14 protein-coding genes are annotated in these 15,751 nt (G+C 52.9%); 4 read left to right on the top strand and 10 right to left on the bottom strand.

All coding sequences use genetic code 11. The annotated features are described in order from the left end of the window. Nucleotides 1-71: 71 nt before the first annotated feature. The 4 genes from fadD to yoaA all read right to left on the bottom strand — a co-directional run bounded on the left by fadD (nt 72) and on the right by yoaA (nt 5,345). Complete coding sequence (gene fadD / locus AC2FCQ_RS01195; RefSeq protein WP_209633961.1) at nt 72-1,760, bottom strand: long-chain-fatty-acid--CoA ligase FadD; 1,689 nt, start codon at nt 1,758-1,760, stop codon at nt 72-74. A 206-nt stretch (nt 1,761-1,966) separates the two neighbouring features. Beyond that, nucleotides 1,967-2,557, bottom strand: a complete 591-nt coding sequence (locus AC2FCQ_RS01190) for a Slp family lipoprotein (RefSeq protein ID WP_265553632.1) — start codon at nt 2,555-2,557, stop codon at nt 1,967-1,969. A 101-nt stretch (nt 2,558-2,658) separates the two neighbouring features. Further along, a complete protein-coding gene (gene tsaB, locus AC2FCQ_RS01185; protein WP_265553634.1) occupies nt 2,659-3,360 on the bottom strand; it encodes a tRNA (adenosine(37)-N6)-threonylcarbamoyltransferase complex dimerization subunit type 1 TsaB in 702 nt (233 codons plus the stop codon). Nucleotides 3,361-3,440: 80 nt separating this feature from the next. Beyond that, on the bottom strand, nt 3,441-5,345 hold the full coding sequence (yoaA, locus tag AC2FCQ_RS01180) for a DNA repair helicase YoaA (RefSeq protein WP_404759424.1): 1,905 nt from the start codon (nt 5,343-5,345) through the stop codon (nt 3,441-3,443). A 133-nt stretch (nt 5,346-5,478) separates the two neighbouring features. Between yoaA and AC2FCQ_RS01175 the strand changes: the two genes are divergently transcribed. Then, entirely contained in the window at nt 5,479-5,823 is a 345-nt protein-coding gene (locus tag AC2FCQ_RS01175; RefSeq protein ID WP_209633966.1) for a RidA family protein, read from the top strand. A gap of 50 nt (nt 5,824-5,873) precedes the next feature. Here the strand turns inward: AC2FCQ_RS01175 and mdtI are convergent, their stop codons facing one another. The 4 genes from mdtI to zwf form a co-directional block, all read right to left on the bottom strand. Next, nucleotides 5,874-6,203 (bottom strand): multidrug/spermidine efflux SMR transporter subunit MdtI, encoded by a 330-nt coding sequence (gene mdtI / locus AC2FCQ_RS01170; RefSeq protein WP_209633968.1) that lies wholly within the window; start codon nt 6,201-6,203, stop codon nt 5,874-5,876. Further along, entirely contained in the window at nt 6,190-6,558 is a 369-nt protein-coding gene (mdtJ, locus tag AC2FCQ_RS01165) for a multidrug/spermidine efflux SMR transporter subunit MdtJ (protein WP_209633969.1), read from the bottom strand. Before mdtJ ends, mdtI begins: the two co-directional genes overlap by 14 nt. Before the next feature lie 565 nt (nt 6,559-7,123). After that, nucleotides 7,124-7,765, bottom strand: a complete 642-nt coding sequence (locus AC2FCQ_RS01160; RefSeq protein ID WP_209633971.1) for a bifunctional 4-hydroxy-2-oxoglutarate aldolase/2-dehydro-3-deoxy-phosphogluconate aldolase — start codon at nt 7,763-7,765, stop codon at nt 7,124-7,126. A gap of 152 nt (nt 7,766-7,917) precedes the next feature. Further along, nucleotides 7,918-9,393: a glucose-6-phosphate dehydrogenase gene (zwf, locus tag AC2FCQ_RS01155; protein ID WP_209633973.1), complete on the bottom strand. Its 1,476-nt coding sequence runs from the start codon at nt 9,391-9,393 to the stop codon at nt 7,918-7,920. 352 nt (nt 9,394-9,745) lie between these two features. Here zwf and AC2FCQ_RS01150 point away from each other — a divergent pair, with 352 nt between their 5' ends. From AC2FCQ_RS01150 to AC2FCQ_RS01140, 3 genes are all read left to right on the top strand, one after another. Continuing rightward, on the top strand, nt 9,746-10,618 hold the full coding sequence (locus tag AC2FCQ_RS01150; protein WP_037419984.1) for a MurR/RpiR family transcriptional regulator: 873 nt from the start codon (nt 9,746-9,748) through the stop codon (nt 10,616-10,618). A 188-nt stretch (nt 10,619-10,806) separates the two neighbouring features. Continuing rightward, the gene (pyk, locus tag AC2FCQ_RS01145; RefSeq protein WP_209633975.1) at nt 10,807-12,249 is read left to right on the top strand and encodes a pyruvate kinase; all 1,443 of its coding nucleotides are present in this window, start codon (nt 10,807-10,809) and stop codon (nt 12,247-12,249) included. A 105-nt stretch (nt 12,250-12,354) separates the two neighbouring features. Next, entirely contained in the window at nt 12,355-13,239 is an 885-nt protein-coding gene (locus AC2FCQ_RS01140; RefSeq protein WP_490308209.1) for a leucine-rich repeat domain-containing protein, read from the top strand. A 66-nt stretch (nt 13,240-13,305) separates the two neighbouring features. Here the strand turns inward: AC2FCQ_RS01140 and lpxM are convergent, their stop codons facing one another. Next, nucleotides 13,306-14,274 (bottom strand): lauroyl-Kdo(2)-lipid IV(A) myristoyltransferase, encoded by a 969-nt coding sequence (gene lpxM / locus AC2FCQ_RS01135; protein ID WP_265553640.1) that lies wholly within the window; start codon nt 14,272-14,274, stop codon nt 13,306-13,308. A gap of 149 nt (nt 14,275-14,423) precedes the next feature. Then, complete coding sequence (gene mepM, locus AC2FCQ_RS01130; RefSeq protein WP_404759421.1) at nt 14,424-15,746, bottom strand: murein DD-endopeptidase MepM; 1,323 nt, start codon at nt 15,744-15,746, stop codon at nt 14,424-14,426. Nucleotides 15,747-15,751 lie beyond the last annotated feature (5 nt).

The following is a 15,751-nucleotide window of genomic DNA, read 5'->3' as shown; positions in this document are numbered from 1 at the left end:
CGCTTTCATGATTCAAACACAACAACGCCGGCATTCACCGGCGTTGTTGATCTGTAGGCGTGGATGCTGACCTAGGCGGCATTGGCCGCCGCAGGTTTTTTCTGCTCATCACGCAGTTCTCGCCGCAAAATTTTACCGACGTTAGACTTCGGCAACTCGTCACGGAACTCAACAATTTTAGGCACTTTATACCCGGTAAGCTGCCGACGGCAATGTGTCAACAGCTCTTCTTTGGTCAGAGAGGCGTCTTTCTTCACCACGCAGATCTTGACCGTTTCACCGGAAACCTCGTTCGGCACGCCAATCGCCGCACATTCCAATACTTTCGGATGCTGACTGACCACGTCTTCGATCTCGTTCGGGTAGACGTTAAACCCGGACACCAGAATCATGTCTTTCTTACGATCAACGACGCGCACAAAGCCCATGTCATCCACTGTAACGATATCACCGGTCGCGAGCCAGCCATCTTTTAATACTTCATCCGTCGCGTCCGGCCGTTGCCAGTAGCCTAACATAACTTGCGGCCCTTTGACCCACAGTTCACCCGGCTCACCGACAGGAACATCATTGCCATTATCATCCACCAACCGAATATCCGTAGAAGATACTGGCAGACCGATGCTGCCGCTATAGTGCTTCAAATCGTGCGGGTTGCAGGTGACCAAGGGTGCACACTCTGTCAGACCATAGCCTTCCAGCAAGTGCTTACCGGTCGTTTCTTCCCATCTGTCCGCCACCGCTTTCTGCACCGACATGCCCCCGCCTACCGAAAAGCGTAGCGTCGAGAAATCCAATTGATGGAAATCGCTGTTATTCAACAATGCATTGAACAAGGTATTCACCCCGCTTAGCGCGGTAAACGGATAACGGCCCAGTTCCTTGACCAACCCCGGAATATCACGCGGGTTAGTGATCAGGAGGTTGCGGCCGCCTAGCTCGATAAACAACAGGCAATTCACCGTTAATGCAAAGATGTGGTAAAGCGGTAATGCGGTGACAATCAGCTCCTGACCGTCACGGAACAGTGGCTCGTAGGCGGCTTTGGCCTGCGCTACGTTCGCTTGCATATTACGGTGTGTCAACATCGCGCCTTTCGCCACACCGGTAGTCCCCCCGGTATATTGCAAGAACGCCAGGTCGGAATTGATGATATCAGGTTTAACATACTGCTGGCGGCGCCCGCGTTGCAGTGCGCTGCGGAAAGATATCGCGGCAGGCAGGTGATATTTTGGGACCAGCCGTTTGATGTATTTCACCACGAAGTTAACCAAGGTGCCTTTCGCAGTAGAAAGCTGGTCGCCCATACGTGTCAGGATCACATGTTTGACTTGGGTGTTGAACACCACTTTTTCCAGCGTATGAGCAAAGTTGGAGACAATCACGATGGCAGTGGCACCACTGTCGTTCAGTTGGTGCTCCAACTCACGTGGCGTATAAAGCGGGTTAACGTTTACCACCACCATACCGGCACGCAAAATACCAAACAGCGCGATCGGATACTGCAAAAGATTCGGCATCATCAAAGCGACACGATCGCCTTTCTGCAACCCAAGCTCGTTTTGCAAGTACGCTGCGAAGGCGCGACTGCGCTCTTCCAGCTTACGATAGGTCATCACTTCGCCCATGTTAATGAAAGCCGGTTGATCCGCATAACGCTTAACCGCATTCTCAAACATTTCGACCAAAGATGAATAACGATCGGCATCGATCTCTGCTGGAACATCTGCCGGGTAACGTTTTAACCAAACCTTATCCAAGGTATTACTCCTGAAATCATTACTCATTATCATCGCAGCCCCTAACCCGCAGCCAAACCATAACAATATTTTAACTCAGCGGACCAGTTTGGGTTTTAAACATTATTCAGGTTGCGATGTACGTCACTAATTGGCGCTAATTCCCTGCGCCAAAAGAAAAAGGCGGCCGGAGCCGCCCTAATAAAATCGTTAACAACAAGCGAGCATTACTCGGTGACGATGGTTTGCACCTGCACCGGGCCAGGATTATACCAGCCGTAGCCGACGCCCCAACCTGGGCCCCAGGTACCGCCACGCCAGCCCCACGGCCCCATCGGCGCAGGTGGCATCATCACCTGTTGAGTCAGGTGCCAACGCTTGTAGCCGGTGGCGTTCATGGTGACAAACTTGTAGGGTGTCATTCCAATCTTGCCGTCTCTTACACCCGTGATCGGGCCAACAACGGTAACCAACTGGCCTTTGAAATCAACTGGCTCCAGGAAACCATTCACCGACGCCAGCAGCCTCCCCTGCGACGGTTCGCCCAGGATCGGCCGTGCGCCTGAATCGAGCGGAACCGTAGCGATTTCCAATACGGTCTTTCCCTGCTCGTTCGCAACATTCACCACGGTTCCGCCAAAACGGGCTTCAGCCCCCACAAACAGGTTCGGCGCATTCTGAACCGAAGTGAGCTGCTGGACCGGCGTTGCCGTACTGCCTTTGATCGCATCAGGTACAGAGACACAACCCGACAAAGCGAGCGCACCGCAGGCAATAGCCAGCAGCGACATTTTTTTACTTACAGTGTGAGTTAACATCGTCGCAATCTCCTGAAATAGCTGTAACTTTGACATCAATACACAAAGCAAGTTGCAGACCATTCATTTCCTGGCATCAACCAAAGCACAATAGGCTACGGCTATTCGCGACCGGGCAGTTTTTTCCAGGTAACTTCATTGCGCAAATAAGTTGGCTCGGCATTTTCTACCTGTACCGCCAGCCCGTTTTGCCAGGCTTGCACCGCTAATGGCAGCATATCTTCCGCATGCGGCAGCAATATTTGGCCATCGCGCAGACTTAATGCCGTGCCAGCGACCAGGTCTGGGTAGGTTTGCCAGCCGGTGCCAACATGTGCCCAATCGCCTTGCAGACCTTGCGCTCGCGCCAACGCCTGCGGCGGAGAAAGCACCGCCTCACCTTCGCTCTCCAGCCAGTTACCGTCTTGCTGACGCTCAAACTGGCCCCAGTAAACCTCACCCATGCGTGCATCTATCGCAGCAAGAACGCGATTTGCGCCAGTCACGCGCCAAGCCCCTTGCGCCATAGTTTGCAACGTAGAAATGCCCAGTAATGGCAACCCGGCACCCAAAGCCAACCCCTGCGCAATACCAATGCCAATACGCACGCCGGTAAAGCTGCCAGGTCCACGGCCAAAGGCCAGAGCATCGAGCTGATTAAGGGTTACACCGGATTCCGCCAGCACGTGCTGCACCATCGGTAAAATGCGTTGCGTATGCTCACGTGGGCACAGCTCAAACAGGGCGTGGATCTCGCCTTGATTCCAGAGCGCAACGGAACAGGCTTCCGTCGCTGTATCGATCGCTAAAATTCGCGTGGACATGCCAACCTCAGGCGGGAATAAAACAGGGTTTTTCATACAGGGCGCGCATTGTAGCACAGCCCTGCTGTCACGCCTATCCGCTAGCGCGCTGCCTGCAAGAAGGCGATCGCTTGAGCGATATCGCGGGTGCGTGGCGTCGGCGGTAAACTGTTAAGGAACACTTCGCCATAGGGTCGCATCACCAAGCGGTTATCACAGATCACCAGCACGCCGCGATCGTCAGTATCGCGAATCAGGCGCCCAACGCCCTGTTTCAGGGTGATGACCGCATCCGGCAGCTGCACGTCGTTAAACGGATCGCCACCACGTAGCCGGCAGTCTTCAATGCGGGCTTTCAACAAGGGATCGTCGGGCGAGGTAAACGGCAGCTTGTCGATGATCACGCATGACAGGGCATCGCCACGCACGTCCACCCCTTCCCAGAAGCTGCTGGTCGCCACCAACAGCGCATTGCCAGCCTCGACAAACTGCGCCAGCAATTGCCCTTTACTGGTTTCCCCCTGAAGCAGTACCGGCAACGTCATGGTCGCACGAAACTCTTCCGCCAGTTCACGCATCATCTGGTGGGAAGTACAAAGGAAGAAACAGCGGCCGTTATTGGCCTCAATCAACGGGCGTAGCATGCGCGCCAGTTGCCGAGCACCTCCGGGCTGATTGGGAGATGGAAGAAAGCGCGGCACACACAATAAGGCTTGTTTTGCATAGTCGAATGGGCTGGCCAGCAACAACGTTTTGGCTTTGTTCAGACCCAAACGATCGGTGAAATGCCCCATTTGCTCATTCACCGACAACGTTGCCGAGGTGAAAATCCAACTGCCTGGTTTTTCATCCAACAATTCACGGAAGCGGTCAGCCACCGTCAGCGGCGTTAACGCCAGCACGAAATGGCGTGAGTTGCACTCATACCAGTAGCTGAACCCCGGTTCGTTGACCTCTTTCAAGCGTTTGAGACGTGCACGGTACAGTGTGGCCCGTTCGAAAGCAGCATCCAGCAGAGCCGAGCGTCCCAGAGACAGTTTGACGACGTCGTAACACAACTCCAGAGCGTCATCGAGCAGCAGCAAAGCGCGCTGTACGTTTGGCTGACTCAGTACCTCACGCAGGTTCCCTCGAAACCCCGGTTCGCCCAGCATCAAACGGAAGTCCTGGGTACTTTGGCTGAGCCGGTCTGCACTTTTTTGGAGCTGAGCGGCGTCGCGAACTTCGGTTCGGTAGGCAATGGAAATGTCTTTGGCCAGATCCAGCAATTGGCGGCTGGTCAACTGTTTACCGAAGTACTGACTGGCGATGTCCGGGATCTGATGCGCCTCATCGAAGATCATCACGTCTGCTTCCGGGATCAATTCAGCAAAGCCGCCTTCTTTCACCACCATATCTGCCAGGAATAAATGATGATTCACAACCACCACATCTGCATCCATCGCACGGCGACGCGCCTTAACCACAAAGCAATCTTTATACAGCGGACAGTCACTGCCCAGACAGTTATCGTTAGTGCTGGTCACTAACGGCCAGACGAAGCTGTCTTCCGCGACGTCACTGCAGCTACTGATATCGCCTTCTTTGGTCATTGACGACCATTTGCGCAGATGAACCAGATCGATCAACGCCTGCCCAGCCAGCTCCCCGCCCGCCATCGACTGCTGCTCCAGACGTTCCAGGCACAGGTAGTTTGACCGCCCTTTCAGTAACGCCATCTTCCCCTTGTACTTCAGTGCCTTAGCGACGGTAGGCAAATCGCGCGCGTAAAGCTGGTCCTGCAGCGCTTTCGAACCGGTAGAGATGATCACTTTACGATCGGCCCGCAGTGCCGGTACCAGGTAGGCGTAGGTTTTACCGGTGCCGGTGCCCGCTTCGACCACCAGCTCCTGCTTGAAGTTAATGGCCTCTGTGACTGCTTCCGCCATCTGCCGCTGTGCTTCACGCGGTTTGAAACCCTTGATTGCCTGCGCCAGGGCGCCGTCTGTTGCGAAATCGTCTGTCACGCTATCTCTCTGCCGATGTAATTCAGCGTTGATTATGCCAATCCTGATGCACGGCTACCACCGACTTTCTCATCAAGCATTTATGTCGATGGCTGTGATACCCTTAAGGCGATGATGATATGGAGATAAATGAATGAATATCGAACGAATTGATCCGGACAAGCGCTGGTCAGAAGCAGTTGTTCATAACGACACAATCTATTACACCAGCGTGCCGGAAAATCTGGATGACGACGCCACCGCGCAGACCGCCAACGCCCTGGCGGCGATCGATGTGATTCTGGCCCGTGTTGGCTCAGACAAGAGCCGGGTGCTGGATGCCACCATTTTTCTGGCTGACGGCGCAGACTTTGCTGCCATGAACGCCGCCTGGGATGCCTGGGTCGTTGCTGGTAGCGCCCCTGTGCGCTGCACGGTAGAGGCTAAATTGATGAACCCGAAGTACAAGGTTGAAATCAAAATCATTGCCGCACTGTAAAAAAAAACCGCAGACGGTAACGCCTGCGGTTTTTACTTGTTGTCTGCCGATTAAGCCAGTTTGATAATGACCATCCCCGCCAGCAACAAGGCCAGGCCGATCCAACCTTTGGCATTCAATCGCTGACCGAACAAGATCCAACCGGCTGCGATAGTCGCGGCAATACCAAATCCGCCCCACAGTGCATAAGCCACCGACAGATCAATCCCCTTCACCGCCTGTGCCAGGGCACTGAATGCCCCCAGTACCGAGAGCAAAGACAACAGACCTAACCAAATTTTACGGAAACCGTCTGACATCTTCAGGAAGATGTTGGCGACAATTTCCAGCACAATCGCCAGTCCCAAAAACCCAATGTGGTACAACTCAAGCTGTTGCATGGTTGTCACCTCGCGGGCTGGCCTGTTTTCGTGATTTGCGGGTACCCGACTTCACCAACAGGATGCCGGCAATCAATGTCACCAGACCCAGGACTTTCAGTACCGAGATAGGTTCATCAAACCACAGCACGCTGAACAAGGTAATGAACAGGATACCGATACCTTCCCACAATGCATAAGCAACACCTAAGGCAACACGCTTTATCGCTAATGACAGCATCACGTACGACGCTGTGATCATGATATACATCACGATATGCCCCGTCATGCCACCGCTGATGCTGGCGTATTTCATTGACAAGGTACCGATAATTTCGGCCACGATGGCCAAACCTAAAAAGATCCAATAAATCATAATTTCTCTCCCAAACGGCGAATAACGCACGCTAAGGCATATTTATCCCGATTTATCTCGTCAGACAGGCGCAACAAGGCGCTGACGACGCAGAGATCCCTGGGGATAAACTGACCCAAACGTAATAAAGAAGTTTGCCCGGCTACGCGGAATGACGAAGGACTGAGCCTGTCACCAGCACCGGTTAAGGGAGAAAGACGCTATAGCTCGCTGCACCAGTGATGCTCACTGGCAAGGATGGCAGATAGGAAAAGCTGGCAAGTAGAGGTTCTGAGGGTAATTCCATTAGTTGTCATCATAAGTATTCTCTATTCTCAGCCGCACATTATCTTGTTACACGGAGTGCGATTTGCCCAATATCCTCATCAAGTAAAATTTTCAACTGTGATAGTTGTACCACAGCAAAAATTATAAAGCAAACCCCCGTTTTCGCAAAAACCATATAAAAAAAGTTTAAAAATAATAAAGTTAAGTAATTTAAAAATAAAAAAAGGCTCAACATTGTGTTGAACCTTCACTTGGAACGGGTCGGCCAATAAATCGACAAACCCAGGCTCGGCGCGGGTTACGCCGTGGCACCACTGACGGCGGTACGCGCCAGTTCAGTGATGCGTGCGTAGTCGCCCTTTTCCAACGCATCGGCTGGTACTAACCAAGAGCCGCCAATACACAGCACACTATTCAGCGCCAGATAATCACGGTAGTTATTCGGCGTTATGCCGCCCGTCGGACAGAAGCGCACCTGTGGGAATGGCCCACCGATTGCCTGTAACGCTTTCACCCCCCCATTGGCTTCCGCCGGGAAGAATTTGAACTCGCTCAGGCCATGATCCATCCCCAGCATCAGCTCTGAAACAGTGCTAATGCCAGGAATTAACGGAATGGGACCTGACGTTGCCGCCTTCAGCAGCGCCTCTGTCAGGCCCGGGCTAATGGCGAATTGCGCCCCCGCATCGGTCACAGCCTGTAATTGCTGTGGGTTAATCACCGTACCGGCACCAATAATCGCTTCCGGCACCTCCGACGCGATAGCACGAATCGCCTCCATGGCGCAGGCGGTCCGCAATGTAACCTCCAGTACGCGCACGCCACCGGCTACCAACGCCCTGGCCAACGGCACCGCATGTTCCAGCTTATTGATCACAATCACAGGAACGACCGGGCCTGCGGTCAGAATTTGTTCTGCGCTGGTTTTCCAGTTTTTCATTGTTACTTCTCCATGACTTACGGGTTATCAATGGCACGCCCCTGCCACAGGGCTCCGCGAATTCACGCAGGCGTCCGGCCGTACCCCAAGTGATGTTGCGCCCCGGTATTGCGGGCAAAAAAATGCCGGCAGATAAACTGCCGGCAGAGTCATTACTCGAACTCGTTCCAGGAACGGCCATCGCGAGTGATCATCGCGACTGAGGCTACCGGCCCCCAGGTGCCGGATTGATACGGTTTCGGCGCTTCGTTATCGGCTTTCCACGCATCCATGATGGAGTCAACCCACTTCCATGCCTCTTCCACCTCGTCGCGACGCACAAACAACGCTTGAATGCCGCGCATGGTTTCCAGCAACAGGCGCTCGTAAGCATCCGCGACGTGCTCCTGGTTGAAGGTTTCGGAGAAGCTCAGATCCAGCTTGGTGGTTTGCAGACGATGCTTGTGATCCAGACCAGGCACCTTATTCAACACCTGAATCTCGATACCCTCATCCGGCTGCAAACGAATGGTCAGTTTGTTCTGCGGCAGTTGCTGGTAAGAATCGCTGAACAGATTCAATGGCGGGTTTTTGAAGTAAACCACCACTTCGGAACATTTGGTCGGCAGACGTTTACCTGTACGCAGGTAGAACGGCACACCCGCCCATTGCCAGTTATCAATATCCACACGAATGGAGACGAAGGTTTCGGTATTGCTGCTTTTGTTCGCCCCTTCCTCTTCCAGATAACCTGGCACTTTTTTACCCTGCACGAAACCGGCAGTGTACTGGCCACGCACCGTGGTTTCACGAACATTGGTCTGATCGATACGACGCAATGAACGCAGCACTTTCACCTTCTCGTCACGAATACGGTCGGTGGTCAGATCCGCAGGGGGTGACATGGCAATCATGGTCAGAATTTGCAACAGGTGGTTCTGGATCATGTCACGCATTTGGCCAGCCTGGTCAAAATAGCCCCAGCGCCCTTCAATCCCCACTTCTTCCGCCACGGTGATCTGCACGGAGTCGATAGTACGGTTGTCCCAGTTGGACGCGAACAGCGAGTTAGCAAAACGCAATGCCAACAGGTTAAGCACGGTCTCTTTACCGAGATAGTGGTCAATACGGTAAACCTGGGATTCGTTAAAGTATTCCGCAACCTGATCGTTGATCACGCGTGACGACGCAAGATCGGTGCCAAGCGGTTTTTCCATTACAACGCGGGCCGGCTCGTGGTTCAGCTTGGCTTCGCCCAAGCCTTTGCAGATCGCGCCGAAGGTGCTTGGCGGCATTGCAAAGTAGTTGATGGTAGTACGATGTTTCTGATCCAGCATTTTACCCAATGTGGCAAAATTCTTGCTGTCGTTCACATCCAGGTTGCAGAAGTCCAGGCGCGCGCTCAGCGTGGCCCAGAGTTCGTCATCCAATTTTTCTTTCATAAAGGTGCCAAGCGCTTCCTTGACCACCTTGATATAGGCTTCTTTATCCCACTCGGCACGGCCGACGCCAATAATACGGGTATCCGGGTGGATATGACCGGCTTTCTCTAACTGGTACAGGGAAGGCAACAGCTTACGACGCGCCAAATCGCCTTTCGCGCCGAAAATAACCAGGTCACACGCCTGGGCTGTAGAGGTTACCGCCATGTTCATCTCCTCGTTGCAGGATATTTGTAATTTTCTTACATTACTAATGTACTCTCTTTAACTACGGCCAGTAAACCCGGATCAAAAGTAGAAAAAAAGCCCTAGAAATTGCAGTGTTAAGCGTTATCGGGCATAAATGCCGCTGACCAAACGAAAAACTGTAATTTTCTGTCTTTTTTGACACTCTTTTACCATTATGAAAGTTAGACACAGGTCATGTTCTGATGAAAAAAGACTGCATACCCTCTGTCTACACTGCCAACGGTCTCCAGCACGTAGTATATTTTCACTAAACCGGCATTGATTTCTCCTTTGATTGAAATCGACATACCCTATGAGTGACTCTCGTTATATGAATACGCTGGAAAAAATCCAGAGCCATCTGGAGCTACTGAGCAAATCTGAACGGAAAGTCGCAGAGGTGATCCTCGCCTCTCCACAGACCGCCATTCACTCCAGCATTGCGACGCTGGCCAGGATGGCGGACGTCAGCGAGCCTACCGTCAACCGTTTTTGCCGCCGTCTTGATACCAAAGGCTTCCCTGATTTTAAACTGCATCTGGCACAAAGTCTGGCCAATGGCACACCTTACGTAAACCGTAACGTGGAGGAAGATGACAGCGTCGCGTCCTATACCGGTAAAATTTTCGAATCCGTCATGGCGAGTCTGGATACAGTAAAGGCAAATTTAGATATTGCAGCAATCAATCGTGCTGTTGATCTGCTTACCCAGGCAAAAAAGATCTCTTTCTTTGGTTTAGGTGCCTCGGCAGCCGTCGCCCATGACGCCATGAACAAGTTTTTCCGCTTCAATATTCCGGTAGTCTACTTCGATGACATCGTCATGCAACGTATGGGGTGCATGAACTCCAGCGAAGGTGATGTGGTGGTATTAATCTCCCACACCGGTCGCACCAAAAATCTGGTGGAAATGGCGCAGCTGGCGCGAGAAAACGACGCCACGGTGATCGCCATTACCTCACGCGACACCCCTTTGGCACACGAAGCAACGTTAGCCTTGCTGCTCGATGTCCCTGAAGACACCGACGTTTATATGCCCATGGTGTCTCGAATTGCACAATTAACGCTCATCGACGTTCTCGCTACCGGATTTACCTTGCGTAGAGGGGCCAAATTCAGAGATAACTTGAAGCGGGTCAAGGAAGCGTTGAAAGAATCGCGCTTTGATAAGGGTGTCGTTATCCCCAACAATTTCGACTCGTAACCGATGTGAAAAAAACTGTCGGTCAGGATAACCTGAACGGCAGCATTAGAGGCAGTACCCTGTTAAAACGCTCATGCGGGTAACCCGAGTGAAACATCAGTGTAGTAAAATTACATTTCACTCCTGGTTTCGTTATCCGACGTTATCGCAACACCAATAATTTGCTTCACCAGTCAACGGAGTAATACATGTCCAGACGGCTCAGAAGAACCAAAATTGTTACCACCCTGGGTCCGGCTACTGACCGCGACAATAATCTGGAAAAGATCATTGCCGCTGGCGCTAACGTAGTTCGGCTAAACTTTTCCCACGGCAGTGCTGAAGATCACCAAGCTCGCGCGGACAAAGTGCGCGAAATTGCTGCCAAGTTGGGACGTCACGTCGCTATTCTGGGTGACCTGCAAGGGCCGAAGATTCGTGTTTCCACCTTTAAGGAAGGCAAAATTTTCCTTAACATCGGTGATAAATTCCTGCTCGATGCCAACATGTCCAAGGGCGAAGGCGATAAAGAAAAAGTCGGTATCGACTATAAAGGCCTGCCTGCCGATGTTGTGCCGGGCGATGTGCTGCTGCTGGATGACGGCCGCGTACAATTGAAAGTGCTCGAAGTTCAGGGCATGAAAGTCTTTACCGAAGTCACCGTTGGCGGCCCACTGTCCAACAACAAGGGTATCAACAAACTCGGTGGCGGTCTGTCCGCAGAAGCCCTGACTGAAAAAGACAAAGCCGATATCGTCACTGCGGCAAAAATCGGCGTTGACTACCTGGCGGTTTCCTTCCCACGTACCGGCGAAGATCTGAACTACGCACGCCGTCTGGCTCGCGACGCAGGCTGCAATGCCAAGATCGTATCCAAAGTTGAACGCGCTGAAGCCGTGTGCAGCGATGAAGCTATGGACGACATCATCCTGGCGTCTGACGTGGTCATGGTGGCGCGTGGCGATCTGGGCGTCGAAATCGGCGATCCTGAGCTGGTCGGCATCCAGAAAAAACTGATCCGCCGTGCCCGTACGCTGAACCGCGCCGTGATTACCGCAACCCAGATGATGGAGTCGATGATCACCAACCCGATGCCAACCCGCGCCGAAGTCATGGACGTGGCGAACGCCGTGCTGGATGGTACCGACGCCGTTATGCTGTCGGCTGAAACCGCAGCCGGTCAGTATCCGGCAGAAACCGTAGCGGCAATGGCGCGTGTTTGTCTGGGCGCTGAGAAGATCCCAAGCATCAATGTCTCCAAACACCGCCTGGACGTGCAATTTGACAACATTGAAGAGGCTATCGCCATGTCTTCAATGTACGCGGCAAACCACCTGAAAGGTGTTACCGCACTGATCGCCATGACCGAATCTGGGCGCACGGCTCTGATGATGTCACGTATCAGTTCCGGCCTGCCGATCTTCGCCATGTCACGTCATGAGCACACGTTGAATCTGACTGCACTGTACCGCGGCGTTACGCCGGTGTATTTCGACAGCCATAACGACGGCGTCATCGCCGCCAATGACGCAGTGAACCGCCTGCGTGATAAAGGCTTCCTGGTGTCCGGCGATCTGGTCATCGTCACCCAGGGTGACGTGATGGAAACCGTTGGCACCACCAACACCAGCCGTATCCTGCGCGTCGAGTAATCACTGCTGCTGCCGGCCGTTAACTCGGCCGGCATTTTTCCCCACTCTGCCCTTTCCCCTGTTAAACTCCCCTCCAGTCGCCGCTCGGCAAACGGAGAGCCATTGATGCTTCATCAACACCCACAGCAAAACTGCAGCCTAAATGCGCTGAATTTGGACAGCCAGGGGCTGGAACATTTGGATGATGCCTGCCTGCAAGGCAACGCATTGCTGAAAATCAGTTTATACAACAACCGACTCCTCCAGCTCTCTGCGCAAATGTTCAAACACACCGATCTGCAGGTGTTGAATATTTCCTGCAATCAACTTTGTGAACTGCCGATCGGCATTGGCCAACTGCAACATCTTGCGATGCTGGATTGCGGCCACAACCAAGCCACTCACGTCCCTGCAGAAATCGGTGAGTTGCACAATTTGACCTATTTATATCTGAGTGATAATGCCTTTAGCGATCTGCCCATTGAGTTGGGTCAACTACGCAAATTGCGCTATCTGAATGTGACGGATAACCAGCTGACTCAGTTGCCGGCCGCTATCGTTCAGCTCAGCACCTTGCAAGAACTCCGGTTGTACAACAACCAAATTGCTGCATTGCCTGGCTCTGTTGGTCAGTTAACGGCACTGCGAGAACTGCATCTAATGAACAATCGCCTGACGACATTGCCGAATGAGCTCTCTCAGCTGTCCGAGCTGGCGGTGCTGGACGTTGAAAATAACGCCATCGGTCTGCTGCCAGACGCATTTTGTCACCTCAGCAACCTGACTGACCTCAACCTCCGGGCCAATCAGTTACAACAGTTGCCCGCCGATTTGGGCCAATTAACCGCGCTGACCACGCTTGACCTGCGCGCTAACCGTTTAAGTACTCTGCCGGACAGTATGGTGAACTTGACCCGTTTACGACGCTTGGATCTACGCTGGAACAGCTTTGCCCATATGCCTGCCGTGTTGGAACCCCTGATTGCTCAAGGCTGCATGGTGCATATTTAAGCCCCGTAACAAAAAGGGCCAGACCCCCGAAGATGTCTGGCCCTTGGCCGTCAGCAAAAACCGGATTTAGCGATATAAATCGTCACGTGAATAGGGTTCAATTTCCCCTTCTTTACGCGTTTTCAACAGTTTTAGGATCCAGGTGTACTGTTCTGGGTTTGGCCCCACCAGATTCTCAACCTCTTCATTCATTCGCCGTGCAATATAGTGATCATCAGCCGTGGCCAAGTCATCCATCGGCGGGCGAATATGAATATCCAACATGCTGGTTTTGCCATCATAGACCGGGAACAGCGGGACAATAGCTGCGCGACAAACCTTCATCAAACGCCCAACGGCCGGCAATGTGGCCTTATAGGTCGCAAAGAAGTCGACGAACTCGCTGTGTTCTGCACCGTGATCTTGATCGGGCAGATAATAACCCCAGTAACCCTGGCGCACTGAGCTGATGAACGGCTTGATGCCGTCATTCCGGGCATGCATTCTGCCGCCAAATTTGCGACGCACCTTATTCCACAGATAATCGACTAGAGGATTGCGTTGGTTATGGAACATCGCCGCCATCGGCTGGCCGCGAGCAGCCATCAGCATTGCCGGTACATCTACTGCCCAGCCATGCGGTACCAGAAAGATCACGTTACGACCTTCTTCACGGATTTTATCCAGCACCTCTTCACCGTGCCACCGAACGCGCTTCAACACCTTTTCCGGTTTAGTGCAGGCCAGTTCCGCCATCAGGATCATCGATTGTGGCGCTGTGGCGAACATCTCATCAATGATGTGCTCACGATCGCTTTCCGACACCTCCGGCAAGCAATACAACAAGTTGATACGAGCACGACGCCTTGCGCCTTTAGCAACCTTGCCTGCCAGTTTACCAATCGCACCAAGCACTGGATCGCGCAGGCGCGCAGGCACCAGCGAAATACCGGCCATCAGCCCTGTTCCTAACCAAACGCCCCAGTAGCGCGGGTGGTAAAAGGCTTTCTGAAATTGCGGGATGAACTCAGGATTTGATTTTTTTTCGTTTTGCATGCACAAGCTCTTAACTTAGCGGTTCGGCTAATCATAATTGCAATGATTGATTTTGCAATTAACAACGGCGAAGCGCCAATATAAAACAACATCGGCCCGTAATCAGGCCGATGGAATCACTGGCGCGGTAACGCGCCCCGACAAATGCATTAATCTAGCTGCAGTTGAGGGACCACTTCTTTCACCTGCGCCAGATAATCGCTGCGATCTTTACCGGTCAGCCCTTCAGAGCGTGGCAGTTTCGCCGTCAACGGGTTCACCGCCTGTTGGTTAGTCCACATTTCAAAGTGCAGATGTGGGCCGGTAGAACGGCCGGTATTGCCGGATAATGCGATGCGGTCACCACGTTTCACCTTCTGCCCTGGCTTGACCAACAGCTTTTTCAGGTGCATATAGCGCGTGGTGTACTGACGACCATGACGGATCGCCACATAGTTACCCGCAGCTCCGCTACGTTTGGCGATCAACACCTCACCGTCACCGACAGCCAGCACCGGGGTGCCTACCGGCATCGCAAAGTCGACACCTTTATGCGGTGCAATACGCCCTGTCACAGGGTTAACGCGGCGCGGGTTGAAGTTTGAGGAAATGCGGAACTGTTTCATGGTTGGGAAACGCATAAAGCCACGCGCCAAACCAGAACCCTGACGATCGTAGAATTTACCGTCCTCGGCACGAATGGCGTAATAGTCTTTACCGCCGCTACGCATGCGAACACCCAGTAACTGGCTCTGCGCACTCTTGCCGTCAAAATGTTCACGGGACATTAACACAGAGAACTGATCGCCCTTGCGCAACTTACGAAAGTCCAACTGCCACTGCAACGCTTTGATCACTGCATTGATCTCAGCACGACTCAGGCCGGCATTGCTGGCGCTGCTGACAAAACTGCCGTTTAAACGACCACTGATGACATTGTTGCGCCATTCGCCTTGCTGAGCTTCCTGGGTTTCTTTGAAGGTGTTGCCTGTACGATCGTAGGTGCGGGTCTCACGTCGAGACACTTCCCACGTCAAACGCTGCAAATCGCCGGCTTCGTTCACTGTCCAGGACAGTTGTTGGCCGATTTTCAGATTACGCAGATCGCGGTTTTGCGATGCCAACAGCGTGACGTCCGACATATCGATGCCATATTGGGTCAGAATGCTGCCCAGCGTATCGCCCGTCGAAACCACATATTCATGCACTCCATCCTCGCCGGCGACCTTCTGGTCCAGCTCATCCTGTGGGATGTCATCATCGGGGGTGGGTTGGTCAACGTCGATCGGTTCACTGGCTTCAGGTAACAAGGAACGTAATTGGCTGGATTCTAATTCAATGCTCTTAACGATGGGGTTATGTTCTGGGTGATAAACAAAAGGCCGCCAAACAGCGACGGCCAATGTAACGACTGTCAACGACCCCAGCATGACGCGGTGGGGCCGTGGCAGGTTGTTATACGCCAGAGCGATAGTTCGGACTATCTGCTGCACTCGAT

The sequence above is a fragment of the Serratia sp. CoH_134_PS_4 genome (genome assembly GCF_058190535.1).
Note: the sequence above shows the minus strand (reverse complement) of the source record. Positions and strands in the feature narration are given on the sequence as shown.